Genomic DNA, 25,040 nt, shown 5'->3' on the forward strand with positions numbered 1-25,040 from the left:
TTCAGACTACGGCCTCTCATCAGCCTCGCGCAGTGGCGAAAGTCTACGAGACTGGTGAGAGCTCCAATGAACCCAAGGGCTGCGCCATCGAGCAGCCTGGATATCAGCGATCTACCTGACTGGACGCAACGGCATGCAAAGCAAAACCACGAGACGATCATTCGTCAAAGGCCTGGCCGCTACCGGACTTCTGGGTGGGCTCGGCATGTGGCGCGCGCCGGTCTGGGCCGTGACAAGCCCTGGCCAACCGAACGTGCTGAGCGGCACGGACTTCGATCTGTATATTGGCGAACTGCCCGTCAACATCACGGGTGCAGCTCGTACGGCCATGGCCATCAACGGCTCCGTGCCAGGGCCGATCCTGCGTTGGCGCGAAGGCGACACCGTGACGCTGCGCGTACGCAACCGGCTGAAACAGGACACCTCCATTCACTGGCACGGCATCATCCTGCCCGCCAACATGGACGGTGTGCCGGGCTTGAGCTTCCACGGCATCGCTCCCGATGGCATGTACGAATACAAGTTCAAGGTCCACCAGAACGGCACTTACTGGTATCACAGCCACTCAGGCCTCCAGGAACAGTCCGGGGTCTATGGGGCGTTGGTGATTGATGCCAAGGATCCGGAGCCGTTTGTGTACGACCGTGATTATGTCGTCATGCTCAGCGATTGGACGGATGAAGACCCGGCGCGGGTGCTCTCCAAACTCAAGAAGCAATCTGACTACTACAACTTCCATAAGCGCACAGTTAGCGACTTCGTTGACGATGTGAGCGAGAAAGGCTGGTCGGCCGCTGTAGCGGATCGGAAGATGTGGGCTGAAATGAAGATGAGCCCCACCGACCTGGCTGACGTTAGTGGGTATACCTACACCTACCTCATGAACGGCCAAGCGCCGAACGGCAACTGGACGGGCATCTTCAAGCCCGGCGAGAAGATCCGTCTGCGCTTCATCAACGGCTCGGCCATGACCTATTTCGATGTCCGGATTCCTGGGCTCAAGATGACGGTTGTGGCTGCCGACGGCCAGTACGTCAAACCCGTATCGGTCGATGAGTTCCGGATCGCCGTTGCCGAAACCTTCGATGTCATCGTCGAACCTGAAAACGAGCAGGCCTATACGATCTTCGCGCAATCTATGGACCGCACCGGGTACTCCCGAGGCACCCTGGCGGTTCGTGAAGGCTTGCAAGCGCCCGTACCGGAGGTAGATCCACGCCCGATCATCGCCATGAGCGATATGGGCATGGACCACGGCAGCATGGGCGGAATGGATCACGGCGGCATGGCTGGCATGGACCAAGGGAACATGGCCGGCATGGATCACAGCAAGATGGCTGGGATGGACCATGGCAGCATGGCCGGCATGGACCACAGCAAGATGGCTGGAATGGATCACGGCAACATGGCCGGCATGGACCACAGCAAGATGGCTGGAATGGACCATGGCAACATGGCCGGCATGGACCACAGCAAGATGGCTGGAATGGACCATGGCAGCACGGCCGGCATGGACCACAGCAAGATGGCTGGAATGGACCACGGCAACATGGCCGGCATGGATCACAGCAAGATGGCTGGGATGGGTCATGAGGGCATGGCCGGCATGAGCGGTGCAATGCAGAGCCATCCGACTTCCGAGACCAACAACCCGTTGGTCGATATGCAGACCATGTCGCCGACCCCGAAGCTGAACGATCCGGGAATTGGCCTGCGCAACAACGGGCGCCGAGTGCTGACCTACGCCGATTTGCGGAGCACCTTCATCGATCCCGATGGTCGAGAGCCTGGACGCACAATCGAACTGCACCTTACCGGCCACATGGAGAAGTTCGCATGGTCGTTCGACGGTATCAAATTCTCCGACGCTGAACCGCTGCGGTTGAAATATGGCGAGCGTCTTCGCATCACCTTGGTCAACGACACCATGATGACTCACCCCATCCATCTCCACGGTATGTGGAGTGATCTGGAGGACGAGAACGGCAACTTCATGGTTCGCAAGCACACCATCGACATGCCACCTGGCTCAAAACGAAGCTATCGCGTCACCGCAGATGCCTTGGGACGTTGGGCCTATCACTGTCACCTACTGTTCCACATGGAAATGGGCATGTTCCGAGAAGTCCGTGTGGACGAATGAACTGGAGATTTGAGATGAGCAAACCAATGAAACGAAGCGCCTTTTTCCTCTCTGCTGCGATGGTCGGCATGTTGGCTGTTTATGCCCCGTCGTCGTGGTCTAGCGACAACCACGATCAGCATTCCCAGAAATCCACCGAGGCCGGTAAAGCCAAAGGTTCGCAGGACAAGCAGGGCCAGGGCATGAACCATGAAGGCATGGACCATGGGTCCATGGAAGGTATGGACCACGGCTCGATGAAGGGGATGGACCATGGCTCGATGGAAGGCGTGGACCACGACAAAATGATGGAATCGCATGGCAGCGACAAAGCTAAGGCAGGGAAAGATGGTCAATAGCCTTGGGCGGCCTTCGCTGCTGGCCCTGACTGTTTCAATCGGCATGCTGGGCGTAACGCCCAGCTTCGCCGCTGAAGAAATGGATCACTCGGGCATGGATCATTCGAAAATGGGGCACGGTTCCATGCAAATGGATGCTGCTCCGTCCGAATCGATGCCGGCGATGGATCACAGCAAGATGGGGATGAGCAAACAGCAGAAACAGCCTGCCCCTGTTGATCACAGCCAGATGGGGCATGCTCAAAGCCAGAGCAAATCCAGCCCGGTGGACCATAGCAAGATGGACCACAGCAAAATGGGCCATGGAAACATGAAGGGCATGGATCACGGTTCGATGAAGGGCATGGACCATTCCCAGATGAATCCTGGTTCAGCGACTTCTCCGACCACAACGAGCCGCACGCCGATTCCAGTGCTCACTGATGCCGACCGCGAGGCAGCCTTTCCGCCTTTGGGTGGCCACCAGGTGCACGACAGCGGAATCAACAGCTTCTTCCTGTTGGACCAGCTCGAATACCAGGACGCCGATGAGGGCAGCACCCTGGCTTGGGATGCATCTGGCTGGGTAGGTAGCGACATCAATCGACTCTGGGTTCGGTCGGAAGGCGAGCGCACCAACGGGGTAACCGAAGATGCTGAGCTGCAACTGCTATACGGGCGCTCGGTCAGTCCTTGGTGGGACGTGGTCGCCGGGGTCCGTCAGGATTTCAAACCGGAATCACCGCAGACCTGGGCAGCCTTTGGTATTCAGGGCATGGCCTTGTATGACTTCGAGGCCGAAGCTACGGCGTTCATCGGCGAAAACGGCCAGACTGCTGCGCGTCTTGAAGGCGAATACGACATCCTGCTGACCAATCGCTTGATTTTGCAGCCCACGGCTGAGGCGAACTTCTATGGCAAGAACGATCCTGAGCGCGGTGTTGGATCGGGTCTGGCCAATACCGAAGTCGGGCTGCGTCTACGGTATGAAATCGTCCGCCAGTTTGCCCCGTACATAGGCGTTACCTGGAGCCGCTCCTACGGCAAAACCGCTGACTTCATCCGAGACGAGGGTGGAGATGTTGATGAGGCACGCTTCGTTGCCGGTATCAGGATGTGGTTCTGAGAATTCCAACATGAAAAGAACAATTACAACGCTGCTTGTGGCCGGTGCTGTCGGAAGTGCTGCGGTATTGGGCACCGCGTATTTCGGCTTGGTGAATGTCGGCGCCGATGATCCTCACTTCCCGGCTGTCCATTCGTTTCTCGCCATGGCTCGCGACCGGTCGATTGAGGTTCGAGCGCGAGACATTGAAGTGCCTGACCTGAAGAATGCTGCGTTGATCAAGGCAGGCGCAGGCAACTACAACGCCATGTGCATTGGGTGCCACCTCGCCCCTGGCGTTGGAAAGACAGAACTCAGCCAAGCGCTATACCCGTCGCCACCTGACCTCACCAAGGTGGGTGTCGGAGACGACCCGGCTGCCGCATTCTGGACGATCAAGCACGGCATCAAAGCCACCGGCATGCCCGCCTGGGGCAAGAGCATGGGTGATGAGTACATCTGGGGAATAGTCGCGTTCCTTGACCAACTGCCCCAAATGAATCCTGAGCAGTACAAGGCGTTGGTGGCCACGAGCGGCGGCCATCAGCACGGCGGCGGTGAAAGCGATATGCATAATCATGAGGGCCAGCACGGCGGGAGCGGTCATGCCGAGCGTGGCGATCACGACGAAGCGGCAGATGACGACCATGCTCAGACAGCTCACGACCATGGAGCTGCACCCGCAGGCGCCGCCCAAGCGGCAGATCATCACGGTGACCACAATGCGGCCGAAGCCCATTCGGACGCCCACCCGAAATCGTCGACAAAGACGCATGTTCACAAAGACGGTAAGGAGCACACTCATGCCAACTAACCGGATACTCGTTCGGCTAGCCGCAATCGCTGGGCTGCTGGTGGCCTCGGCGGCCTACGCCGCCGAGCCATTGTCCATCGACGTTCACCGAGATGCGAACTGCGGTTGCTGCAAGAAGTGGATCGCGCACCTAGAAGCCAATGGTTTCAAAGTGACCGACCATGTTGAGACGGACATGAGCGCAGTGAAACAGAAGCTGGGCGTAGCGCCTCGGTTAGCGTCCTGCCATACAGCCGTGATTGACGGAAAGTTTGTTGAAGGTCACGTGCCAGCTGAGCAGATTCGAGAACTCAAGGAGCGGAACGATCTGGTAGGGATCGCCGTGCCAGGAATGCCAGCTGGATCCCCAGGCATGGAGGTTGATGGTGTAAGCCATGCCTACCAGGTTATTGGTTTGACCAAAAGCGGCGAGGACCAAGTAGTCGCCAACTATCCAGCCAAATAACGCACCGACCAGAAGGACGGCAGTAGGCTGACTGCCGTCCCATAAATCCCCGCTAGAAAGTTTCATCAGCTCAACACGACGACACAGAGGGCCTGCAAAGCGTAGCTAATCAGATTCACGGCGCTCGCGGACTGGCTTGAGTACGATATCGCCGTTGATAAGCTCGATGGAGAGTCTGTCGCCCGTCGTGACCCCGAGCTCGCGCAGAATGTCGTCGGGTAGTTCCACAATCACATCGCCGGAGCCGTCGCCGGGATCAAGGCACTTGACCGTGGTGCGCGCTGATTGAGTCATTGGGCTGTCCTGCCTGAGCTACCAATTCTCATCGTACTCCACCAGTCATGAAAGCCGGTAACCAGGCGATCAATCGCCGGAATTGACGCTTCAACCCGGCTTTTATCAGCCTAAGTCCTGCCCGCTCGATCAGTGCTCAGTTCTGGCCCCGGCAACCGATACCAGCGGTCCGGTACTCAAGGATTTTCAGGTCTCCATTGGAATCCTCGTAGTTCATCTGTGCTGGCATCACGTCACAGCTCGCCTTGGTCGATGTCATGCTGATTACTCTCGCCACGTCGAGCCGCATCCCGTAGCGATAATGGATCACCTCCGGTGGCTTCATATCATTGACGGCCGCATAAGCTCGCATAGCTTGCTCATTGGCCTGAATCATCTTCCCGTATAGACGGTCGGATCCTCCTTCGGCGAGCGCGGTTGAGGAGGCCACTATGGCCAGGATGGCCGCGATGCTTTTGATGACTTTCATTTCAATCACTCCAATAGACGTGACTGAAGATTAGGATTTTGTCGCTGTCAATTGAGTGATACGGGGATTACAAGGTTGTAAGTCCGGCTTGCAGATGGAGGTAGCGTTGCGTCTACACGGCATACCAATTCCCCTCAGGCACACTACTGATAGACACCCAGGCGAAGACGCTCAAGATAGTCCGCTACCACGCTGAATCCGAGCGACGTGTCGAGCATCTCGAAGGGTACAAACCCCATCAAACGGCCGCACGGCCGACAAAGCCACTGCTCCGCGAGCATCTGAGAGCCAAATACCTTCGACGCAAGCTCCAGTCCTTTCGCATATTGAAACGCCACCGCGCTCTGCTGGGCATCCAGGCGATGGGCCTGAACGGAATGGCTCAGACGGTGAACGCTTCTGGTCGATATTCCTGTGATTCGCCTGACGAGGTTACGAGCCTTGAATAGGCTTGAGGACTCGACCATGCATTTCACGTCGCTGAAAAAAAATCCTGTTTGGACAAGACGCAGGAGCTCCAGCTGGCTCAACTCATCAAGGTCGGTATGAACCAAGTGGAACGTTGGTGCAAAAGCCTGCGATTCAACAGGTGGGGGCGTGCTTGTAGGATTCATTGCATCGACCTCCTCTTGTGCGTTGGCTGTCAGACTAGATCAAATTTGATTCCCAAGCACGCCCGACGCCCTTTAACCTTCACACCTTAGCCCAAAACGATCACTAACGTGTATGCAGTACCGGTGTCTTCTAACTAAAATGCCATACCACTCGTCTTCCAGAACATCATTGCATGAAAATTTTCACACCATTACCTGGAGAATATATCGCATCTGCGCTTAAGCGCGGCAATGAGCTCCTAGGCATTAAATCGTTGAAAACTGAAGATTTCTATATAAAAGCGAAACCTCGTATTGGGTTCGGAATTAATAAGACTTTGGGGAAGTTGCAAACAGAGTGGCGGCCGCATCAAGAATTCTATTACCCAAAGCTGCTAGACGAGCACAAGATTTCGGACCTAGCCTTAAGCGATCACACTTTGTATCCTATGATAGCTGCCCTCGGGCGTCATCGAGCGACCGCAATCGTCACACCGAAAACTTGGGAAAAGGTTTGTCCAGATTGTGTTCGCGAAGACTTGGATAATTGCGGAAGCCCCTATATTCATCGCAGGCACGTATTGGGTTCCGTACAGGTGTGCAGTACTCATGCCCGCGCTCTAATCGAGACATGTCCGACCTGCTCAATACCAATGAAAAAGCACGAGATTAATCACCTAGCCAAGTGCAGCAAGCTTAACACATGGTCAAAACGTCAAAAGCGAGAATTCGGATCAAACCGTCATATGTATGCCAAATTTGTCGCAGACCTTTTGGACTATAGCGGCCCTATGATCAAGGATAGAATGGCAGACTTTGTCGCATATGCAAGCCTCATGATAAATCGAACTAGCGCATTCGAAAAAACCCAGCTGAATATTTCCAAACTGATCAACGAAGAAATGGGCATAACTTCGAGACTCACCCATGCCAGTATCTCTACCAGCGACAAATATCCTATCTATGTGTTTCTTGGATGCCACACCGCTGAAAATTATTTCAACTTGCTAAATAATAAGGATGAGCAAGACGTGCTGCGGGAGAAGAAAACAGTCATATTCAATAAACTTTTGCACGAAGCCATGAAAACTAATCCATATCGTCACGTATCTGCGTAAAGACTTCATCTTCGGATACGCGAGATATTCTTATTCCTGCATAACGGTATAAAACACTCATCGCACAGTTTTCAGTCAGCGAGTATTCTCGAATTGCCCACCGGATTTTACGTAGCTGATGGTCATGAGTAGACTCAAGTAAACCCGCCATCAACCTAGTGCTCATCGGAAAGTGGTCCGGCATCTTGAGGAAAGCATGAGCGTTTAGGACACGCCTACATAGAGCAGCGCGGGTGACCTGCTGAGGCTTTCCGTCTACAGAAAGAATCATCGTCTTCGCTTTAGCGAGCTCCAACGCAAGGGCCGAGTCCCTGGATTGCCAATCGATCAAAATTCTTCGGTCTCTGTGGTAGGGGTTCCCAGCAACATAACGGGCCAACCATTCCCTGTCGTGGCGGTACAACCACTGATAGCCCGGCTTGTCATGACATTTGAGATTCGTACTCTTCGCAAACGCTATTCGCCGGGCGTGAAGGTCATCGTCAGGGATGAGGTTATTCGGTTCATCAGGCCGGACCACAATACCAGCGCGATTAACGTCCTCTAGACGGTAGGTCTTCAGGTGCTCCAGCTCTAGATCAAGGAGCCAGCAGAGAAAATAGAACTTGAAAGGCTGCACGGTTCGACCTTGTCGCCGCAATATCTGAAAGACCCACTCAGCGGATCGAACCATTTCTTCGAATTCGGCGGCGCTAGGACTGCACCGAAGTCGCCTGGTTAAAAAATCTCTCAGCATCTGCTCTCTAATTCGTCCAGACCTGATAAAACCCATCTCGTCCAAACGGTTCCTGAGCAAATTTCCAGCCAGAATCGTTTTCATCTCATTGGGATGGTCTAGCCCCCACAGCTGCATGTGGGCAATGGCAACGGCCCCGCTGTGGTCACCACAGTCCATAACCGGCGTTCCAGCAGATTCCCCCGGAAGCAACATACAACGCCAATCTGACCATCCGGGGAATCTAATCGCCTGTAGTACTTCGCTGTGGCGTGGACAAATGCAAGTGCCCGATGCTTGGTGAATACGATGCCAATAAGCTGAGCCGCACTCCAGAATGTCCTCTCTGACGCAGCTCTCGCAATACCTAAACGAGGCGTGTTGGAGGAAACGCGATGCTGTAATGCCCAAGGCCATCTTGAGGCCTGTACCTCGATTACCTCCCATTAGAACGGCAGCATCGCGGCCCTTCTCGTCGTCCAAAAAAGGCAGAAAAAGCGGTAAAAGCGTGAAGCGCTCGATCAGCTCTCCTACAGAGAAGGCGCCTCTGAGACGTTCAGACAGAGCCTCTAAGCAGCACGGCAGGATGGAACCGCAGGTACGCGAGTAGCTACCGAACAGCTCTTGGCTGGTCGCTCGGTATCCCTGATTCGCTGCTAGCTTGTGATAGCGCACGGCCAGGCTATAGAGCGACTCATCCGGAAACGGCTGGGGGAAGAACAGAAGGTTAGCCACTGCCCTGAGCTCCCCTGCGTCAAATTACCAGGAAGAATCCCTATCCACCCAGCCGCGCTGTTCGAGCTGAGCCTGAAGGTCTTCGTCCTTCGAAAAATGCACGTTAGTTAACGCGCCGTCAGCAACCGGTACGACCGTACGACTCGGAGCCTTCGGCACCGATTTGTCCTTTGCTAGAGGTGAAGGTGCTATCGCGGTCTGTGTAAGTAGCGAAAGATGAGCCCGGTCCGCCCGGCGAGCCAAGTCGTAGCTCATCATCTGAGCGATTTGGTCTTTTGTAGGCATCATGTCCTCGAAATCAGCAATCTGAAGAGGATCACCGCTTCGAAGGGCCTCGATGGGCTTGTGCAAAAGCCTCATTTGATTGTCATACACCTGCTGAAGCACGGCTGGCGTAATGGCGTCGATTCCTTCCCAAATAACATGACGCTGCGCAAGCATAAGCAGTTTCGCTAGGAAATCTGTATTGCCCTGGGTGAGATCATAGATCTTGGACAGGAGGTCACTCGTCAGGGGAGCGCAAGATTCCGTCCAGTCATAGGCCCAGAGTTGGGACACCAAGTGATGCCAAAACGGATCGTCTTCGCTGAAACGGTCAAAGGCGATTGGTCCCATCCCCGCCGCTCTTCGGGCATTACGCAACACACCAGAAAAAAGCGGAAGCATTGCGTTGGTCCCTACATAGACAAGCGGAACGCCCGCATCATTGGATAAAGTTACGAAGAAATTCAGTAACTTTTCCCGATCCTGCCCCCCTCGCGACGAGCAAAGATGCTGCATTTCATCAATTATCAAAGCACCGATAAAAAAGGTTTTGCACAGCTGACTGATGTGCTGGAGCATTACGCTGATGCTGTTGGCGGCACCGCCCCTGCGAGAGTATTTTTCGACACCTAACGCAGCGTCCAGTGCAGAGAAGAATGCTGCGCAAAAACCGCGCAACGAGCCATCGTGAGGGCACTCAATCTTTAGCCACACAACCTGGGTTTCGATGAGAATCGCGTCTTTATATCTGCTGTGACTGATCACCTGCGGATAAAGCCTTGCTATGGAATTAAGCGCTGTGGTCTTGCCCATACCACTCAAGCCAATCAGGGTCATCGTCTCAGCGGTGGACATGAATCCATGGCGCTTGGCATCTGCTGAGGAAGGCAATCGATGCCTAACAGATGATGCCAACAGCGGATTGCGGCCCGAATAGCCGTAGCGGATCAGCTGGCTGAATAGGTCTTCGAGGCGCAAGTGGATTTCGAATGGAACCACAACATCTTTGAGCCGGTTGATCCCATGGCCGCGAAGCTTCGGTGGCAACGCTCGTTCGGCCTCGTCGGGCTTCGGCGGAAGGTTCCCAACACGCCTCACCACATCAACATCCGAGAGAATTCTAGGCAAGCATTCAATCAGCGGGTTGCCATCATATTGAGGCATGCCTGTAGGAATATATTCTGCGGGGGAGAAGGTCAAATCGTTCATGTCTCTGTCTCGCTACCCTCGCTGACTACCAGTTTCAGAAACGCCGCGCTTCTTGTGGAACTGGGCCTGCCGGTGACTGGCCTAGAATTTTCTCCCGCAAGGGGCGTGTGATCCACAACGCGTAGCTGATTCAGATCAGCGGTATGGGAATCGCGCTCGGTCTGAGCTTCGGTCGCACGCTTGGCACGTTTGTCCCGCTTGAAATCTGCATTCGATTTCGGGTCACCCTGTGCGGCACGTTTGGCTTTGGCCCGGTCAAGGATTTCCTCTTGCCGCCCCCTTACCAGCGCCGCAGTATTGTCACTGTCATAACGGGCATCCGGCGATACTTGGTTCAAGACATGGACCATATCAAGAACCTCCTCCATACGGAGTCCACCATATTTCTGCCGTTGCTGCGGTACAATAGTTAAAGCCTCAAAACCTGCTTCGGACTTGATCCAACAATTTTCAATAGAGTTAGGATCGTAGAATACTCGAACATACTTCGTCCGCAGATTGTGCGAGCGCTCCAACCACTCCTCACGCAAGGCTGTTTGACATGTATATTGGACGCCTTGGAAAACAATACCGCCTCGACTGATACGACACTCTTGAGAGGGCAGTAAAGCAATTTTCAACTCAGCCGGAGAAACCACTTTAGAATTGATAGGACTATTAGCTTTAGACCAATTCCAAACTGCTATAGGCGTCGCTTCTATACCGTCGGCAATCATCTCGCGACTTAATAGGTGTGGTATGCGTAGGCTCTTATTGTGTGCCAAGACCCCTACAATAACCATTTCTGTGAACTCGTCGATATCCAAAATCGCATCGAGTTGGTAGTCCCTATCACCACGCTCCATTTTACGAGCATCTACTCCGCCTGGAACAAATTTCAAGTCCAGGTGTTCATTGATCAGACGGAAGCGGCTTTCGATGATCCCTTTCCAATCAGGCCTAAAGGGGGGCAAAATTTGCACCGCTAGTCCCAAGCTTTGCGACAGCGTTGCCCCAGCCTCACTTAGAAGTTCGGCCCGGTCAGCAACAATTTCGACTGGCAAGTGCGAGCACGGCCAGTCAGCCTCATCTATTTCAACATTGTATCGCTTGCAAAAATCGACCTTTGGGGTGCAAGCATTGTATATCGCGTGTCGAGCCCCATTCCAACTGGGACCCTCAAGGCCCACGTGAATCCCTACAATCATTCTAGTAAAGGTATCGACGACCACATAAAGTATGGGGCGTCCTATGAGCCATAGCCTGTTAACGCGATGCACTAAATATACATCAGCGATGGTGGAATCTATCTCATATCGATGGGTCGCACCCATCAGGCCTTGGGAAGCTGCGCCAACGATAGCACGATGATCTTTGTTGTATCGAACAGAACCGCCACGCACCTTAAGTTTATAAAGATCATCGAAAAAAAGCTTACCGTGATATCTGAGCTGGGTAGTAGTCGGGTAACTGCCGCGTACAATATTTCCTTTCGAGCCGTCTGGCAGAGTCTCTCTATAAAATTTGTTTAACATCCACTTATGTGCATCTTTCAGGGTGCCGCATTTGCCGCTAGCAACCCGCCCGTAAGCCAAACGGATATGAGAGAGATGGCGCGGTTCGAGCGTGATGGCACCACCATCATTGACAACGACACCACGATACTTACGCGGCCTACCGGGGATAATGCCTGAGGATCGATCCTTTTTCTTTCCCCGACCACCGCAAGCACTAGTGTTCCATAGAAACGCGTTAGGTGTCTGCCCCATGCTCCAGTAGCGGTATAGAAGCCGGTATATCTGTTTACGCTCTACTCCTGCCTCTAGGGCATGCCTAGCAACCAGCTTTCCAAAACCCGGTCCAAGAATTTCCAAGGCGGAGCGATCTTCTACTAACCCTCTTATAAGGCTCCAGTTACGATTTCGGCTCGATTTTTCATTTTCACTAATTTCATCATCACTTCTGAGCAGATGTAAGGGCACCATTTCTCGACTTAAGATTGCGCGCCCTGCGTCAATATCGTCAATCAAAACGGACCGCTCGATCTGCCACGGCTTGCTGGGATTCGTACTCAGCTCAATCACAATTACAGAATCATCATCTATGCCTAAAATCCGAACCGCTTTTTTTAGTAGGCTAGGTTCTTCGCCAGGAGTGACAATGCTGTTGATTTTAAGATCAAGCATGATGGGAAACCTCGTTTGGCAGAGACAAAGCCGCTGACCTTTGATTCGGCCATACGTGCAACGGCTGCGACATGCTTATTATTTTCGAGGTAAGATCTGACTCTAAACGACCGTTCCATAGCAGGTGATGGAAGAGGCGCTTTACCCCCATATATTCAATGTAAAGGTCACGAGACGCTTTATCCAAAAGAATTTTTAACGGTATTTGATCCGTCTTTGCCTCCTCAATGTATCCAAGCAAATTGCCGATGTTCTTCTCCGTCGGTAACGAGGGGTGAATACTGGCGTATGTCCTGAGAATCTTGAGGTTCGCTAATTTTATCTTTGAGAGGTTTTCATGCAGGACCAGCTTCCAGTCCACTCCCCTCATTGCCCAGTATTTTTCTTCGATGGCTAGCTTTTCTGCTATTCGATTACGCGCCTGAAGATCAGCTTGCTCAAACTCTTTTCGGTATTTCACTGATCGAGCAGCTAGCCTTGTTTCGCCAGAGGAATCTAAGAAGGTAACGAGAAAGTCCGTCGTCATAACGACAGGTATTTGCGTGCCAGGATATACAGGGTGGCGACAGTTAATACTTGAGGCAATTGCTTGGGTCTCAGCCTGTGTCAGCAGAGGATACTGCTCTCGGATATCGATGATCGAGGCATCGTGCTCAAGTACAGTTAAGTAATCTCGCTCTGCATTGGACAGCAGGTGGTGTGTGCGGTGAATTTTAACCCCCGCGATCATATGAGAGACACCCTTTGATTTGATCTCCCACACTTTGATCCATGGCTTATAGGAATCTCTGACTCCACACCCACGACCCGATTGAATTTTCTTATCTATTTTTGCCTGGGTCATCAGCTTGCGATGTGCAGCCTTGACCGGAGCTATGGGCATGGATGCCATTGTTCGAGTCGCTCAAAATTGGGCGACCCGCTCGACCGGGACGAGGACAGGTGTCGTGCACAGGGGACACCCCAGAGAGCGGGCTAAGCCAGGACAACAGTCACAGCGTTGGGTAGAGGATTGTCACCCGAATCTCCAAGGCCTGGCTCCGGCCCGATGTGCGGTCAGAGCCTGCCTTGTGACAACCTTTATTACGTTGTGACAACCTTTATTGTTTTGTGACAACCTTTATTATTCAAAAACACATAACTGCAGCAAGCCTCCTGACTTCACTCGACAGTCACCGACTTGGCCAGATTACGCGGCTGGTCAACGTCGGTCCCCTTAAGCACGGCCACGTAATAAGACAGCAACTGCAGCGGGATGGTGTACAGGATTGGCGCCAGGGCATCGGCAATGTGCGGCACCTTGATCACGTGGGTGCCTTCACCATTGGTCATGCCAGCGTGCTCGTCGGCGAACACTACCAACTCGCCACCACGGGCACGCACTTCCTGCAGGTTGGACTTCAGCTTCTCCAGCAGTTCGTTGTTGGGTGCAACGGTAACCACCGGCATGTCGTTGTCCACCAGAGCCAGCGGGCCGTGCTTCAGCTCGCCTGCTGGGTAAGCTTCGGCGTGGATGTAGGAGATCTCTTTAAGCTTGAGAGCACCTTCCATCGCCACCGGGTACTGCGCGCCGCGGCCGAGGAACAGGGTATGGTGCTTGTCGGCGAACAGCTCGGCAATTTTCTCGACGGTGGCATCCATGGCCAGGGCTTCGCCCAGGCGGGTTGGCAGTCGACGCAGCTCTTCAACCAGCTCAGCTTCGACACCGGCTTCCAGCGTACCGCGCACCTGACCCAGGGCCAGGGTCAGCAGCATCAGCGAAACCAACTGGGTGGTGAACGCTTTGGTCGAAGCCACGCCGATTTCAGGGCCGGCCAAGGTCAGCAGGGTCAAGTCCGACTCGCGTACCAGCGAGCTGATACCCACGTTGCAGATCGCCAGGCTGCCAAGGAAACCCAACTCCTTGGCGTTGCGCAGTGCGGCCAGGGTATCGGCGGTTTCGCCGGACTGCGAGATGGAGACGAACAGAGTGTCCGGCTGCACCACCACCTTGCGGTAACGGAACTCGCTGGCCACTTCTACCTGGCAAGGGATGCCGGCCAGGCTTTCCAGCCAGTAACGCGCAACCATACCGGCGTGGTAGCTGGTGCCACAGGCAACGATCTGCACGTTGCGCACCTTGGCAAACAGGTCGGCAGCTTGCGGGCCAAAGGCCTGGACCAGCACATTGTCCTTGCCCAGGCGGCCTTCAAGCGTGCGCTGAACAACGCTTGGCTGCTCGTGAATTTCCTTGAGCATGAAGTGGCGGTAAGCGCCCTTGTCAGCAGCCTCGGCACCTTCGTGATATTGCACGGTTTCGCGCTGGACCTTGTTGCCCTGCTGGTCCCAGATAGAGACCTGATCACGGCGGATTTCAGCGATGTCGCCTTCTTCCAGGTACATGAAGCGGTCAGTAACCTGACGCAGCGCCAGCTGGTCGGACGCCAGGAAGTTCTCGCCAAGGCCCAGGCCGATAACCAGCGGGCTACCACTGCGTGCGGCCACCAGGCGGTCCGGCTGCTTGGCACTGATCAGCGCCAGGCCGTAAGCGCCGTGCAGGCGCTTCACCGCCGCCTTAAGGGCGTCGGTCAGGTCTGGAAGGCTCTTCAGGGTGTGGTGGATCAGGTGGACGATGACTTCGGTATCGGTCTGCGAAGTGAAGACATAGCCCAGGCCCTTCAGCTCTTCGCGCAGTTCCTCGTGGTTCTCGATGATGCCGTTGTGCACCACGGCCACGTCATTGCCCGAGAAGTGCGGGTGGGCGTTGCCTTCAGTCGGCGCGCCGTGGGTAGCCCAGCGGGTGTGGGCAATACCCAGCTGGCCTGCCAATGGGTCATCAGCAACAGCAACCTCCAGCTCGCTGACCTTGCCGATGCGCCGGCGGCGCTGCAGTTCACCGTTCTGGGTGAGTACAGCCAAACCGGCGCTGTCGTAACCGCGGTATTCAAGACGCTTGAGGCCTTCGATCAGGATGGCTGTGATATTACGCTCGGCGACAGCACCAACGATTCCACACATGTTTTATTGCTCCTGGCTGATCGCGGCGCAGATCAGGTTGATGCCGCGGGCTTGAATTTGTTCGCGCGCTGCTGCTGGCAGGCGTTCATCTGTAATAAGGGTGTGCACACTGCCCCAGGGCAGCTCGAGGTTAGGGATCTTGCGCCCCACCTTGTCCGACTCGACCATCACGATCACTTCACGGGCAACTTCGGCCATGACCCGGCTCAGCCCAAGCAGCTCGTTGAAGGTGGTGGTACCCCGGCCGAGGTCGATGCCGTCGGCACCGATGAATAATTGGTCGAAATCGTAGGAGCGCAGAACCTGCTCCGCGACCTGGCCCTGGAACGATTCGGAATGCGGGTCCCAGGTGCCACCGGTCATCAGCAGCACCGGCTCGTGTTCGAGGTCACAGATTGCACGGGCCACATTCAGCGAATTGGTCATCACCACCAGGCCTGGCTGGCGCCCCAGTTCGGGGATCATTGCCGCCGTGGTGCTGCCGCTGTCGATGATAATGCGTGCATGTTCGCGGATACGCCCCACGGCGGCACGCGCAATGGCCTTTTTATAGGAAGAGACGGGTTGTGCCGGTTCACCGAGCAACTCTTGCGGTACCGGCACAGCACCACCGTAGCGGCGTAACAACAAGCCGTTGGTTTCCAAGGCGGCGAGGTCTTTGCGAATGGTCACTTCCGAGGTGGCGAAACGCTTGGCCAACGCGTCCACACTTACCTCACCCTGCTCGCTGAGCAAAGCCAGAATATTGTGTCGCCGTTGTGGTGTGTTTCGTTTCGACATGTGCGTTTAAGTTTCGATTCGAAAGTTAATGGTTGCAATCAAAACCTAAGACGAGCGATTCGTCAAGCTGTCGCTGACCTGTGGATTGTTTGCCTCTGCTTTGACGCGGTCCTTTTGGCGCGGCAGCGCCAATCGCCAATAAAAAAGCCGACTTATTCACATAAGTCGGCTTTCGATCGAAACGGCTGTGAATAACTCAGCTCTTCTTGATCTTCTCCGGGCGCTTCCAGCCCGAAATGTTGCGCTGGCGCGCACGGGCTACAGCCAGGTCACCCGCTTCTACAGCCTGGGTGATGGTCGAGCCGGCTGCGGTGGTCGCGCCGGCCTTGATTTCCACAGGCGCCACCAGCGAGTTGTTCGAACCGATGAACACGTCTTCACCCATCACGGTCTTGAACTTGTTGGCGCCATCGTAGTTGCAGGTGATGGTACCGGCGCCGATATTGGTGCGCGCACCGATTTCGGCATCCCCCAGGTAGGTCAGGTGACCAGCCTTGGCCCCTTCACCCAGGTGGGCGTTTTTCAGTTCAACGAAGTTACCCACATGGGCCTTGGCGTCCAGTACGCTGCCCGGGCGCAGGCGGGCGAACGGGCCAGCATCGCTGCCTTCGCCCATCACGGCGCCTTCGAGGTGGCTGTTGGCCTTGACCACCGCGCCTTTGCGCAGGGTCGTGTTCTTGATCACGCAGTTAGGGCCGATCTGCACATCGTCTTCGATGACCACCTTGCCTTCGAGAATCACGTTGATGTCGATCAGCACGTCACGACCAACGCTGACTTCACCACGAACATCGAAGCGTGCCGGATCACGCAGGGTAACCCCCTGAGCCATCAGACGGCGGCCTTCCCGCAACTGGTAGTGACGCTCCAGCTCGGAGAGCTGGCGGCGGTCGTTGGCGCCCTGCACTTCCATAGCGTCGTGTGGCTGTTCAGTGGCCACCACCAAGCCATCGGCCACTGCCATGGCGATTACGTCAGTCAGGTAATACTCGCCCTGGGCGTTGTTGTTCGACAGGCGGCCCATCCAGTCGGCGAGGCGCCCGGCCGGCAAGGCCAGAATGCCGGTGTTGCCTTCCTTGATCGCTTTCTGCGCGTCGTTGGCGTCCTTGTGCTCAACGATGGCAGTTACCTTGCCCTGCTCGTCACGCACAATCCGGCCATAGCCGGTCGGATCGTCGAGGGTGACTGTCAGAAGCCCCAGCTGCTGATCGTTGGCTTTGGCCAACAGACGCTGCAGGGTCTCCACTTCGATCAACGGCACGTCGCCGTACAACACCAGCACGGTGTCAGCGGTCAGCGCTGGCAGTGCCTGGGCAACAGCATGACCGGTACCCAGCTGTTTATCCTGCATGACGAAATTCAGGTCGTCAGCAGCCAGCCGCTCGCGAACCAGCTCGGCACCATGGCCAATGACCACGTGAATACCTTGCGGCTGAAGTTGGCGCGCGCTGTGGATAACATGGCCGAGCATGGAATTGCCAGCCACCGGGTGCAACACTTTGGGCAGCGCCGAGCGCATGCGGGTGCCTTGGCCGGCGGCGAGAATAACGATATCGAGTGACATTACTGGCTACCAATCCTGGGCGGTCAGTGAAAGACCGGGGGAGAAAACAGAAAAAGAAAAAGGGTAGCCGAGGCTACCCTTTTACTCAATCGCAACAGAAGTTATCAGCCGTGGCCGATTACTTGCCTTTGCGCATTTGCTGGACGGTACGCAGCTGGGCTGCGGCCTCGGCCAGACGTGCGGCGGCGGCGCCGTAGTCGAAGTCCGCGCCTTTCAGATTCAGGGCGTTCTCGGCAGCCTTGAGGGCCTCCTGAGCCTGAGCTTCATCCAGGTCTGCAGCACGTTGCACGGTATCGGCAAGCACCTTGACCATGTTCGGCTGAACCTCGAGGAAACCACCAGAGATGTAGAACACCTCGTGTGCGCCACCCTGCTTGGTCAGCGTGATCGGACCAGGCTTGAGATTGGTGATCAGCGGCGCATGGCCTGGAGCGATACCAAGATCACCCAGGTTACCGTGCGCAACCACCATCTCGACCAGGCCGGAGAAGATCTCTCCTTCCGCGCTGACGATATCGCAATGGACTGTCATAGCCATCTGCTTGCCTCAACCTGATAGCGCCCCTTGCGGGGCGCAGGAATTACAGTTTCTTGGCTTTCTCGATCGCTTCGTCGATGCTGCCGACCATGTAGAACGCTTGTTCTGGCAGGTGGTCGTAGTCACCTTTGAGGATGCCGCTGAAGCCAGCGATGGTGTCTTTCAGGGAAACGTACTTGCCTGGCGAACCGGTGAAGACTTCTGCCACGAAGAACGGCTGCGACAGGAAGCGCTGGATCTTACGAGCGCGGGCTACCAGTTGCTTGTCGGCTTCGGACAGTTCGTCCATACCCAGGATCGCAATGATGTCTTTCAGCTCTTTGTAGCGCTGCAGAACATACTGAACGCCACGAGCGGTCTCGTAGTGCTCGTTGCCGATCACGTTCGGGTCCAGCTGGCGCGAAGTCGAGTCCAGTGGGTCGACCGCTGGGTAGATACCCAGGGAGGCGATGTCACGGGACAGAACGACGGTGGCATCCAAGTGGGCGAAGGTGGTCGCTGGCGACGGGTCGGTCAAGTCGTCCGCAGGTACGTATACGGCCTGTACGGAGGTGATCGAACCTTCCTTGGTGGAGGTGATGCGCTCTTGCAGAACGCCCATCTCTTCAGCCAGGGTCGGCTGGTAACCTACTGCAGAAGGCATACGGCCCAGCAGTGCGGATACTTCGGTACCGGCCAGGGTGTAACGATAGATGTTGTCGACGAACAGCAGAACGTCGTTACCTTCGTCACGGAACTTCTCGGCCATGGTCAGGCCGGTCAGCGCTACACGCAGACGGTTTCCTGGTGGCTCGTTCATCTGACCGTAGACCAGCGCTACCTTGTCGAGAACGTTGGAGTCCTTCATCTCGTGGTAGAAGTCGTTACCCTCACGAGTACGCTCACCCACACCAGCGAACACGGAGTAACCGCTGTGTTCCATGGCGATGTTACGGATCAGTTCCATCATGTTTACGGTCTTGCCGACACCGGCACCACCGAACAGACCAACTTTACCACCCTTGGCGAACGGGCAAACCAGGTCGATAACCTTGATGCCGGTTTCCAGCAGGTCATTGCCGCCTGCCTGGTCAGCGAACGAAGGCGCTGGCTGGTGGATACCGCGACGCTCTTCTTCGCCGATCGGGCCGGCTTCGTCGATCGGGTTGCCCAGTACGTCCATGATACGGCCCAGGGTGGCCTTACCAACTGGAACGGAAATGGCAGCGCCGGTGTCAACGACATCCAGACCGCGCTTCAGGCCTTCGGTCGAGCCCATCGCAATGGTACGAACCACGCCGTCGCCCAGCTGCTGCTGAACTTCCAGGGTGGTTTCCGCGCCTTGTACTTTAAGCGCGTTGTATACACTCGGCACGACGTCACGTGGGAATTCCACGTCGATGACGGCGCCGATGATTTGAACGATACGTCCGCTACTCATAGCTGGATCCTCTGAATATGTGAACCGTTAAACCGCGGCAGCGCCGCCGACGATTTCCGAGATCTCCTGGGTGATCGCAGCCTGACGCGCCTTGTTGTAGATCAACTGAAGCTCTTTGATCAAATCACCGGCGTTGTCTGTGGCGTTCTTCATGGCGATCATCCGGGCCGCTTGTTCAGCAGCGTTGTTCTCGACCACCGCCTGGTAAACCTGCGACTCCACGTAGCGCACCATCAAGCCGTCCAGCAGCTCTTTTGCGTCGGGTTCGTACAGGTAGTCCCAGTGATGCTTGAGATCCTGATCCGGGGTTGCCACCAACGGTACCAATTGCTCGACCGTCGGCTTCTGGGTCATGGTATTGATGAACTTGTTCGAAACCACCGAGAGGCGATCGATACGGCCGTCCAGGTAGGCGTCCAGCATCACTTTGACGGAGCCGATCAGATCGTTGATCGATGGCTCTTCGCCCAAGTGGCTGATCGCTGCTACGACGTTGCCGCCAAAGATGCGGAAGAAAGTCGCACCCTTGCTGCCGATCACGCACAGGTCGATTTCCACGCCCTGTTCGCGGTTTGCGCTCATGTCCTTGACCAGGGCCTTGAACAGGTTGGTGTTCAAGCCACCGCACAGACCACGGTCACTGCTCACCACGATATAACCAGCGCGCTTTACAGGGCGCTCGATCATGAACGGGTGGCGGTATTCCGGGTTGGCGTTGGCCAGATGACCGATCACCTGGCGGATACGTTCCGCGTAAGGACGGCTAGCAGCCATGCGCATTTGTGCCTTGCGCATCTTGCTGACCGCCACTTTCTCCATGGCGCTGGTAATTTTTTGCGTGCTTTTGATGCTCGCAATCTTACTGCGAATCTCTTTTGCGCCTGCCATGTATCACCTATCAGGTTAGCAAGCGGGGGCCTGAGCCCCCGCTGCGGCTTACCAGGTCTGGGTGGCCTTGAACTTCTCGATACCGGCTTTCAGGCCTGCGTCGATTTCGTCGTTGAAGTCACCCTTCACGTTGATCTTCGCCATCAGTTCAGCGTGATCACGGTTGAAGAAGGCGATCAGAGCTTGCTCGAAGCTGCCGATCTTGGAGACTTCTACGTCGATCAGGAAGCCACGCTCAGCGGCGTACAGCGACAGAGCCATGTCCGCGATGGACATCGGCGCGTACTGCTTCTGCTTCATCAGCTCGGTAACGCGCTGACCATGCTCCAGCTGCTTGCGGGTCGCTTCGTCCAGATCGGACGCGAACTGGGCGAATGCAGCCAGTTCACGGTACTGAGCCAGAGCGGTACGAATACCACCGGACAGCTTCTTGATGATCTTGGTCTGAGCGGCACCACCTACGCGGGATACCGAAACACCGGCGTTCACTGCAGGGCGGATGCCCGAGTTGAACATGGCCGATTCCAGGAAGATCTGACCGTCGGTGATGGAAATCACGTTGGTCGGAACGAACGCAGAAACGTCGCCAGCCTGGGTTTCGATGATCGGCAGAGCGGTCAGGGAACCGGTTTTGCCAGTAACAGCACCGTTGGTGAACTTCTCGACGTACTCTTCCGAAACGCGCGATGCACGCTCCAGCAGACGGGAGTGGAGATAGAACACGTCGCCTGGGTATGCTTCGCGTCCTGGTGGACGGCGCAGCAGCAGGGAGATCTGACGGTAGGCAACGGCCTGCTTGGACAGGTCATCGTAAACGATCAGTGCGTCTTCACCGCGGTCGCGGAAGAACTCGCCCATGGTGCAACCGGCGTATGGCGCCAGGAATTGCAGTGCGGCGGATTCCGAAGCACTGGCAACAACCACGATGGTGTTGGCCAGGGCGCCGGTTTCTTCCAGCTTGCGAACGATGTTGGCAACGGTAGAGCGCTTCTGGCCGACTGCAACATAAACACAGAAAATACCGGAGTCTTTCTGGTTGATGATGGCGTCGATGGCCATGGCGGTCTTGCCGATCTGACGGTCGCCAATGATCAGCTCACGCTGGCCACGGCCGACAGGGATCATGGCGTCGACGGATTTGTAACCAGTCTGTACAGGCTGGTCTACCGACTTACGCCAGATCACGCCTGGAGCCACTTTCTCGACTGCGTCGGTCTGGGTGTTGCCCAGAGGACCTTTGCCGTCGATCGGGTTACCCAGTGCGTCAACGACGCGACCCAGCAGTTCCTTACCAACCGGAACTTCCAGGATGCGGCCGGTGCACTTGGCGCTCATGCCTTCGGCGAGGGTGTCATAGGCACCCAGGATCACTGCACCTACGGAGTCTTGCTCCAGGTTCAGGGCCATGCCGTAGACGCTGCCAGGGAACTCGATCATTTCGCCGTACATGACGTCGGCCAGACCGTGGATCCGCACGATACCGTCGGATACCGAAACGACGGTACCTTCGTTACGGGCTTGGGAGCTCACATCGAGGTTATCGATGCGGCCCTTGATGATTTCACTAATTTCGGAAGGATTGAGTTGCTGCATTGCTCTGCTGCCCCTTCAAACTCAAGATTTCAATGCTTCGGCCAGTTTCGCGATTTTGCCGCGAACAGAGCCATCGATTACCAGGTCACCGGCGCGGATGACGACGCCGCCAATCAGGCTGGCATCCTCCGACGCGTGCAGGCGCACTTCCTGGCCTAACCGTGCACTGAGAACCTTGGCGAGTTTGTCTTGCTGTTCTTGGTTCAACGCGAAGGCACTGGTGACTTCCACGTCCACGGATTTCTCTTGCTCGGCCTTGTACAGGTCGAACAGGGCGGCAATCTCCGGCAGAAGCAGGAGACGGTCGTTTTCCGCGGCAACATGAATGAAATTCTGTGCCTGTGCATTGAACTTGTCACCGCACACGTCAATGAACGTGGCGGCCTTTTCTGCGCTCGTCAGTCGCGGGGCCTTGAGCAGGCGCTGCATGGTGTCGTCTTGCGACACCGCAGCAGCCAGGCCGAGCATGGCTGACCAATTGGCCAGTTGCTGATGGGCCTGGGCATGCTCAAAGGCAGCCTTAGCGTAAGGTCGGGCCAACGTGGTCAGTTCTGCCATGATCGCCCTCGCTTAAATTTCAGCGGCCAGTTTGTTAACCAGCTCCGCATGCGCGTTTTGATCGATTGTGGCGCCAAGGATCTTTTCAGCACCACCAACGGCCAGAGCACCCACTTGGGCACGCAGAGCGTCTTTAGCGCTGTTCAGTTCCTGTTCGATCTCGGCCAGAGCCTGAGCCTTCACACGGTCAGCTTCGACGCGGGCCTGTTCACGGGCTTCCTCGACAAGCTGAGCAGCGCGTTTCTTGCTTTGCTCGATGATTTCGGCTGCTTGTGCTTTAGCTTCACGCAGTTGCTGACCCGCTTTCTCTTGGGCCAGCTCCAGGTCGCGAGCTGCGCGGTTGGCAGCGTCCAAGCCGTCGGCAATCTTCTTTTGGCGCTCTTGCAGGGCAGTGATGACCGGAGGCCATACATACTTCATGCAGAAGAGTACAAAAATCAGGAAAGCAACGGATTGGCCAATCAGGGTTGCATTAATGTTCACGCCAACACCTCGCTCGGTCTTAATTCATACAGCCATCAACTCGTGGTGACGAGTGATTAGCCGGCGATCTGACCAACGAACGGATTCGCGAAGGTGAAGAACAGAGCGATACCAACACCGATCATGGTTACGGCGTCGAGCAGACCGGCAACGATGAACATTTTGACCTGCAGCATCGGAACCATTTCTGGCTGACGAGCAGCGCCTTCCAGGAATTTGCCACCCAGCAGGCCGAAACCAATGGCGGTACCCAGAGCACCCAGGCCGATCAGCAGAGCAACAGCGATAGCGGTCAGACCAACTACAGTTTCCATCTTTCCTCCCGACTTTTACGTCGTATTGGTTAGGTTTTTAGTTTGAAGCGGTAAAACAAATCGTTTGGTACAGCATGCCCTTGCGGACTTTTTAAGCCCTCCCCCCGTACAGGCAGGGAAGGCTATCAGACACGCCAGGCGGTCTTAATGGTTATCTTCGTGAGCCATCGACAGGTAGACGATGGTCAGCATCATGAAGATGAAAGCTTGCAGGGTGATGATCAGGATGTGGAACACAGCCCACGCCCATTGCAGCACCACACCCAGGCCGCTGAGCCACAGAAGGCCGGAGCCGAACATTACAGCGATCAGGATGAACACCAGCTCGCCAGCATACATGTTGCCGAACAGACGCAGTGCCAAAGAGATCGGCTTGGCGATCAGGGTGACGAATTCCAGCAGGAAGTTGACTGGAATCAGCAGGATCTGCACGAAGATATTCTTGCTGCCAAACGGGTGCAGGGTCAGCTCACCGATGAAGCCGCCCAGTCCCTTGACCTTGATGCTGTAGAAGATGATCAGGGCGAAGACGCAGAAGGCCATGGCCAGGGTCGCGTTCGGGTCGGTGGTCGACACGGCGCGGAACGGAATGTGCGGGTCACCGGAAATCAGGATGGCCAGCTGAGGAATCCAGTCGACCGGTATCAGGTCGACGGCGTTCATCAGGAATACCCAGACGAAAATGGTCAGCGCCAGTGGTGCGATTACCGGGCTACGGCCGTGGAAGGAGTCCTTCACGCTGCCGTTGACGAAGTCGACCATCACCTCAACGAAGTTCTGCAGACCGCCAGGTTGGCCGGAAGTCGCCTTCTTGGCCGCCATGCGGAAGATCAACAGGAAGATCAGACCCAGCGCGACGGACCAACCCAGGGTGTCCAGGTGGAACGCCCAGAAGCCCATTGCTTTGGCTTCTGCAGCCGAATGGGCGAAGCCCCAGCTGCCGTCTGGTAGTTGACCGTAGGTCAGGTTCTGCAAGTGGTGCTGGATATAGCCCGAAGCGGTTTCTGCTGCCATGGTTGCCTCAAACGCCCTAAGGTCTCGAAAGTCTTTTATTCATCAGCAGGGGCGCGAACCAGCTGACCAAAAGGGTCAACACGAAGACGCCGAATACTGCTAACGGCGCCAGTGGCTTCACTCCTGCAAAGGTCAGTGCAAAAAGCACTGCCGTCAAAATCATCTTGCCTGCCTCGCCAGCGTAAAACGACTTGACGATAGCTTGTGCCGCCCGAGCCCCGCTGAAGCGAAAAGCCTTCCAGGCGAAATACACATTGGGCAGCCAGGCAATCAAACCTCCGCAAAGGCCTGAATATCCACTGACCGACCCTTTCCACTGCCACAACACCAAGGTTGCCAGCAGCAGTACGACAAATTGAGCCAGCAGTACCGGAAAAACCGCCCAGCGATGGAAAGGCAGGCGGTTTGGCGTGCGTATTTCCATCACAACTGCTCCTCGGAAGTCGACCAACAAGTCAGCTATGACTTGGCATAATTTGTGCCGACAAAATGCGCGCAGAGTATA

Annotated in this window: 25 protein-coding genes; 6 read left to right on the forward strand and 19 right to left on the reverse strand. The window is 55.8% G+C overall.

The genetic code is table 11. The features are described from left to right. The first annotated feature begins 133 nt into the window (after positions 1-133). Genes ACI7M0_RS26865 through ACI7M0_RS26885 form a run of 5 tightly spaced genes read left to right on the forward strand, consistent with a single transcriptional unit; the run spans position 134 to position 4,824 of the window. Positions 134-2,143 (forward strand): copper resistance system multicopper oxidase, encoded by a 2,010-nt coding sequence (locus tag ACI7M0_RS26865; RefSeq protein WP_129931849.1) that lies wholly within the window; start codon positions 134-136, stop codon positions 2,141-2,143. A gap of 14 nt (positions 2,144-2,157) precedes the next feature. Continuing rightward, on the forward strand, positions 2,158-2,481 hold the full coding sequence (locus ACI7M0_RS26870; RefSeq protein WP_129931850.1) for a hypothetical protein: 324 nt from the start codon (positions 2,158-2,160) through the stop codon (positions 2,479-2,481). Next, entirely contained in the window at positions 2,471-3,586 is a 1,116-nt protein-coding gene (locus ACI7M0_RS26875; protein ID WP_129931851.1) for a copper resistance protein B, read from the forward strand. Before ACI7M0_RS26870 ends, ACI7M0_RS26875 begins: the two co-directional genes overlap by 11 nt. 10 nt (positions 3,587-3,596) lie before the next feature. Beyond that, positions 3,597-4,379, forward strand: coding sequence for a cytochrome c (locus tag ACI7M0_RS26880; protein WP_129931852.1), 783 nt, complete (start codon positions 3,597-3,599; stop codon positions 4,377-4,379). Further along, a complete protein-coding gene (locus ACI7M0_RS26885; protein WP_177413593.1) occupies positions 4,369-4,824 on the forward strand; it encodes a DUF411 domain-containing protein in 456 nt (151 codons plus the stop codon). Before ACI7M0_RS26880 ends, ACI7M0_RS26885 begins: the two co-directional genes overlap by 11 nt. Positions 4,825-4,929: 105 nt before the next feature. Here ACI7M0_RS26885 and ACI7M0_RS26890 read toward each other — a convergent pair whose 3' ends face one another. The 3 genes from ACI7M0_RS26890 to ACI7M0_RS26900 all read right to left on the reverse strand — a co-directional run bounded on the left by ACI7M0_RS26890 (position 4,930) and on the right by ACI7M0_RS26900 (position 6,201). Continuing rightward, on the reverse strand, positions 4,930-5,118 hold the full coding sequence (locus ACI7M0_RS26890; RefSeq protein ID WP_016489899.1) for an AbrB/MazE/SpoVT family DNA-binding domain-containing protein: 189 nt from the start codon (positions 5,116-5,118) through the stop codon (positions 4,930-4,932). A gap of 136 nt (positions 5,119-5,254) precedes the next feature. Continuing rightward, entirely contained in the window at positions 5,255-5,587 is a 333-nt protein-coding gene (locus ACI7M0_RS26895) for a DUF2790 domain-containing protein (RefSeq protein ID WP_044047196.1), read from the reverse strand. Positions 5,588-5,730: 143 nt separating this feature from the next. Beyond that, complete coding sequence (locus ACI7M0_RS26900) at positions 5,731-6,201, reverse strand: antitoxin Xre/MbcA/ParS toxin-binding domain-containing protein (RefSeq protein WP_044047197.1); 471 nt, start codon at positions 6,199-6,201, stop codon at positions 5,731-5,733. Positions 6,202-6,374: 173 nt separating this feature from the next. On the opposite strand from ACI7M0_RS26900, the gene ACI7M0_RS26905 reads away from it, so the two are divergent. After that, a complete protein-coding gene (locus ACI7M0_RS26905) occupies positions 6,375-7,298 on the forward strand; it encodes a TniQ family protein (RefSeq protein ID WP_129931853.1) in 924 nt (307 codons plus the stop codon). Here the strand turns inward: ACI7M0_RS26905 and ACI7M0_RS26910 are convergent. From ACI7M0_RS26910 to ACI7M0_RS26985, 16 genes are all read right to left on the reverse strand, one after another. Continuing rightward, a complete protein-coding gene (locus tag ACI7M0_RS26910) occupies positions 7,270-8,748 on the reverse strand; it encodes a TniQ family protein (RefSeq protein WP_013974897.1) in 1,479 nt (492 codons plus the stop codon). The genes ACI7M0_RS26905 and ACI7M0_RS26910 overlap by 29 nt on opposite strands. Before the next feature lie 24 nt (positions 8,749-8,772). Next, on the reverse strand, positions 8,773-10,221 hold the full coding sequence (locus ACI7M0_RS26915) for an ATP-binding protein (protein WP_104886850.1): 1,449 nt from the start codon (positions 10,219-10,221) through the stop codon (positions 8,773-8,775). Next, the gene (locus tag ACI7M0_RS26920; protein ID WP_129931854.1) at positions 10,218-12,386 is read right to left on the reverse strand and encodes a Mu transposase C-terminal domain-containing protein; all 2,169 of its coding nucleotides are present in this window, start codon (positions 12,384-12,386) and stop codon (positions 10,218-10,220) included. Before ACI7M0_RS26920 ends, ACI7M0_RS26915 begins: the two co-directional genes overlap by 4 nt. Next, positions 12,379-13,278 (reverse strand): TnsA endonuclease N-terminal domain-containing protein, encoded by a 900-nt coding sequence (locus ACI7M0_RS26925; protein ID WP_049798467.1) that lies wholly within the window; start codon positions 13,276-13,278, stop codon positions 12,379-12,381. Before ACI7M0_RS26925 ends, ACI7M0_RS26920 begins: the two co-directional genes overlap by 8 nt. A gap of 269 nt (positions 13,279-13,547) precedes the next feature. Further along, positions 13,548-15,383: a glutamine--fructose-6-phosphate transaminase (isomerizing) gene (gene glmS / locus ACI7M0_RS26930; protein ID WP_129931855.1), complete on the reverse strand. Its 1,836-nt coding sequence runs from the start codon at positions 15,381-15,383 to the stop codon at positions 13,548-13,550. A gap of 3 nt (positions 15,384-15,386) precedes the next feature. Next, a complete protein-coding gene (locus ACI7M0_RS26935; RefSeq protein WP_003253204.1) occupies positions 15,387-16,163 on the reverse strand; it encodes a DeoR/GlpR family DNA-binding transcription regulator in 777 nt (258 codons plus the stop codon). A 196-nt stretch (positions 16,164-16,359) separates the two neighbouring features. Next, the gene (glmU, locus tag ACI7M0_RS26940; protein ID WP_104962841.1) at positions 16,360-17,727 is read right to left on the reverse strand and encodes a bifunctional UDP-N-acetylglucosamine diphosphorylase/glucosamine-1-phosphate N-acetyltransferase GlmU; all 1,368 of its coding nucleotides are present in this window, start codon (positions 17,725-17,727) and stop codon (positions 16,360-16,362) included. A 118-nt stretch (positions 17,728-17,845) separates the two neighbouring features. Continuing rightward, positions 17,846-18,265 (reverse strand): F0F1 ATP synthase subunit epsilon, encoded by a 420-nt coding sequence (locus ACI7M0_RS26945; RefSeq protein ID WP_010955886.1) that lies wholly within the window; start codon positions 18,263-18,265, stop codon positions 17,846-17,848. A gap of 43 nt (positions 18,266-18,308) precedes the next feature. After that, complete coding sequence (gene atpD / locus ACI7M0_RS26950; RefSeq protein ID WP_003253197.1) at positions 18,309-19,685, reverse strand: F0F1 ATP synthase subunit beta; 1,377 nt, start codon at positions 19,683-19,685, stop codon at positions 18,309-18,311. A 27-nt stretch (positions 19,686-19,712) separates the two neighbouring features. After that, positions 19,713-20,573 (reverse strand): F0F1 ATP synthase subunit gamma, encoded by an 861-nt coding sequence (gene atpG, locus ACI7M0_RS26955; protein ID WP_003253195.1) that lies wholly within the window; start codon positions 20,571-20,573, stop codon positions 19,713-19,715. A 48-nt stretch (positions 20,574-20,621) separates the two neighbouring features. Further along, complete coding sequence (gene atpA, locus ACI7M0_RS26960; protein WP_010955887.1) at positions 20,622-22,166, reverse strand: F0F1 ATP synthase subunit alpha; 1,545 nt, start codon at positions 22,164-22,166, stop codon at positions 20,622-20,624. Between the two features lie 21 nt (positions 22,167-22,187). Continuing rightward, complete coding sequence (locus ACI7M0_RS26965) at positions 22,188-22,724, reverse strand: F0F1 ATP synthase subunit delta (protein ID WP_003253191.1); 537 nt, start codon at positions 22,722-22,724, stop codon at positions 22,188-22,190. A 12-nt stretch (positions 22,725-22,736) separates the two neighbouring features. Continuing rightward, complete coding sequence (locus tag ACI7M0_RS26970; protein ID WP_003253189.1) at positions 22,737-23,207, reverse strand: F0F1 ATP synthase subunit B; 471 nt, start codon at positions 23,205-23,207, stop codon at positions 22,737-22,739. A 56-nt stretch (positions 23,208-23,263) separates the two neighbouring features. Beyond that, on the reverse strand, positions 23,264-23,521 hold the full coding sequence (gene atpE, locus ACI7M0_RS26975; protein ID WP_003097235.1) for a F0F1 ATP synthase subunit C: 258 nt from the start codon (positions 23,519-23,521) through the stop codon (positions 23,264-23,266). A 144-nt stretch (positions 23,522-23,665) separates the two neighbouring features. Beyond that, the gene (gene atpB / locus ACI7M0_RS26980) at positions 23,666-24,535 is read right to left on the reverse strand and encodes a F0F1 ATP synthase subunit A (protein ID WP_010955889.1); all 870 of its coding nucleotides are present in this window, start codon (positions 24,533-24,535) and stop codon (positions 23,666-23,668) included. A gap of 16 nt (positions 24,536-24,551) precedes the next feature. After that, positions 24,552-24,959: a F0F1 ATP synthase subunit I gene (locus tag ACI7M0_RS26985; RefSeq protein ID WP_010955890.1), complete on the reverse strand. Its 408-nt coding sequence runs from the start codon at positions 24,957-24,959 to the stop codon at positions 24,552-24,554. Between the last annotated feature and the right edge of the window lie 81 nt (positions 24,960-25,040).

It is taken from the genome of Pseudomonas sp. 10(2024) (genome assembly GCF_045164175.1).
GTDB classification, from domain to species: domain Bacteria; phylum Pseudomonadota; class Gammaproteobacteria; order Pseudomonadales; family Pseudomonadaceae; genus Aquipseudomonas; species Aquipseudomonas alloputida.

Coding starts and splice junctions, on each gene's coding strand:
- atpB (WP_010955889.1), bottom strand. CDS start 24,535: ATGGCAGCAGAAACCGCTTCGGGCTATATCCAGCACCACTTGCAGAAC.
- ACI7M0_RS26905 (WP_129931853.1), top strand. CDS start 6,375: ATGAAAATTTTCACACCATTACCTGGAGAATATATCGCATCTGCGCTT.
- ACI7M0_RS26890 (WP_016489899.1), bottom strand. CDS start 5,118: ATGACTCAATCAGCGCGCACCACGGTCAAGTGCCTTGATCCCGGCGAC.
- ACI7M0_RS26915 (WP_104886850.1), bottom strand. CDS start 10,221: ATGAACGATTTGACCTTCTCCCCCGCAGAATATATTCCTACAGGCATG.
- ACI7M0_RS26925 (WP_049798467.1), bottom strand. CDS start 13,278: ATGGCATCCATGCCCATAGCTCCGGTCAAGGCTGCACATCGCAAGCTG.
- ACI7M0_RS26985 (WP_010955890.1), bottom strand. CDS start 24,959: ATGGAAATACGCACGCCAAACCGCCTGCCTTTCCATCGCTGGGCGGTT.
- ACI7M0_RS26875 (WP_129931851.1), top strand. CDS start 2,471: ATGGTCAATAGCCTTGGGCGGCCTTCGCTGCTGGCCCTGACTGTTTCA.
- ACI7M0_RS26870 (WP_129931850.1), top strand. CDS start 2,158: ATGAGCAAACCAATGAAACGAAGCGCCTTTTTCCTCTCTGCTGCGATG.
- atpD (WP_003253197.1), bottom strand. CDS start 19,685: ATGAGTAGCGGACGTATCGTTCAAATCATCGGCGCCGTCATCGACGTG.
- glmU (WP_104962841.1), bottom strand. CDS start 17,727: ATGTCACTCGATATCGTTATTCTCGCCGCCGGCCAAGGCACCCGCATG.
- ACI7M0_RS26945 (WP_010955886.1), bottom strand. CDS start 18,265: ATGGCTATGACAGTCCATTGCGATATCGTCAGCGCGGAAGGAGAGATC.
- ACI7M0_RS26920 (WP_129931854.1), bottom strand. CDS start 12,386: ATGCTTGATCTTAAAATCAACAGCATTGTCACTCCTGGCGAAGAACCT.
- atpE (WP_003097235.1), bottom strand. CDS start 23,521: ATGGAAACTGTAGTTGGTCTGACCGCTATCGCTGTTGCTCTGCTGATC.
- glmS (WP_129931855.1), bottom strand. CDS start 15,383: ATGTGTGGAATCGTTGGTGCTGTCGCCGAGCGTAATATCACAGCCATC.
- ACI7M0_RS26865 (WP_129931849.1), top strand. CDS start 134: ATGCAAAGCAAAACCACGAGACGATCATTCGTCAAAGGCCTGGCCGCT.
- ACI7M0_RS26885 (WP_177413593.1), top strand. CDS start 4,369: ATGCCAACTAACCGGATACTCGTTCGGCTAGCCGCAATCGCTGGGCTG.
- atpA (WP_010955887.1), bottom strand. CDS start 22,166: ATGCAGCAACTCAATCCTTCCGAAATTAGTGAAATCATCAAGGGCCGC.
- ACI7M0_RS26900 (WP_044047197.1), bottom strand. CDS start 6,201: ATGAATCCTACAAGCACGCCCCCACCTGTTGAATCGCAGGCTTTTGCA.
- ACI7M0_RS26880 (WP_129931852.1), top strand. CDS start 3,597: ATGAAAAGAACAATTACAACGCTGCTTGTGGCCGGTGCTGTCGGAAGT.
- ACI7M0_RS26935 (WP_003253204.1), bottom strand. CDS start 16,163: ATGTCGAAACGAAACACACCACAACGGCGACACAATATTCTGGCTTTG.
- ACI7M0_RS26895 (WP_044047196.1), bottom strand. CDS start 5,587: ATGAAAGTCATCAAAAGCATCGCGGCCATCCTGGCCATAGTGGCCTCC.
- atpG (WP_003253195.1), bottom strand. CDS start 20,573: ATGGCAGGCGCAAAAGAGATTCGCAGTAAGATTGCGAGCATCAAAAGC.
- ACI7M0_RS26965 (WP_003253191.1), bottom strand. CDS start 22,724: ATGGCAGAACTGACCACGTTGGCCCGACCTTACGCTAAGGCTGCCTTT.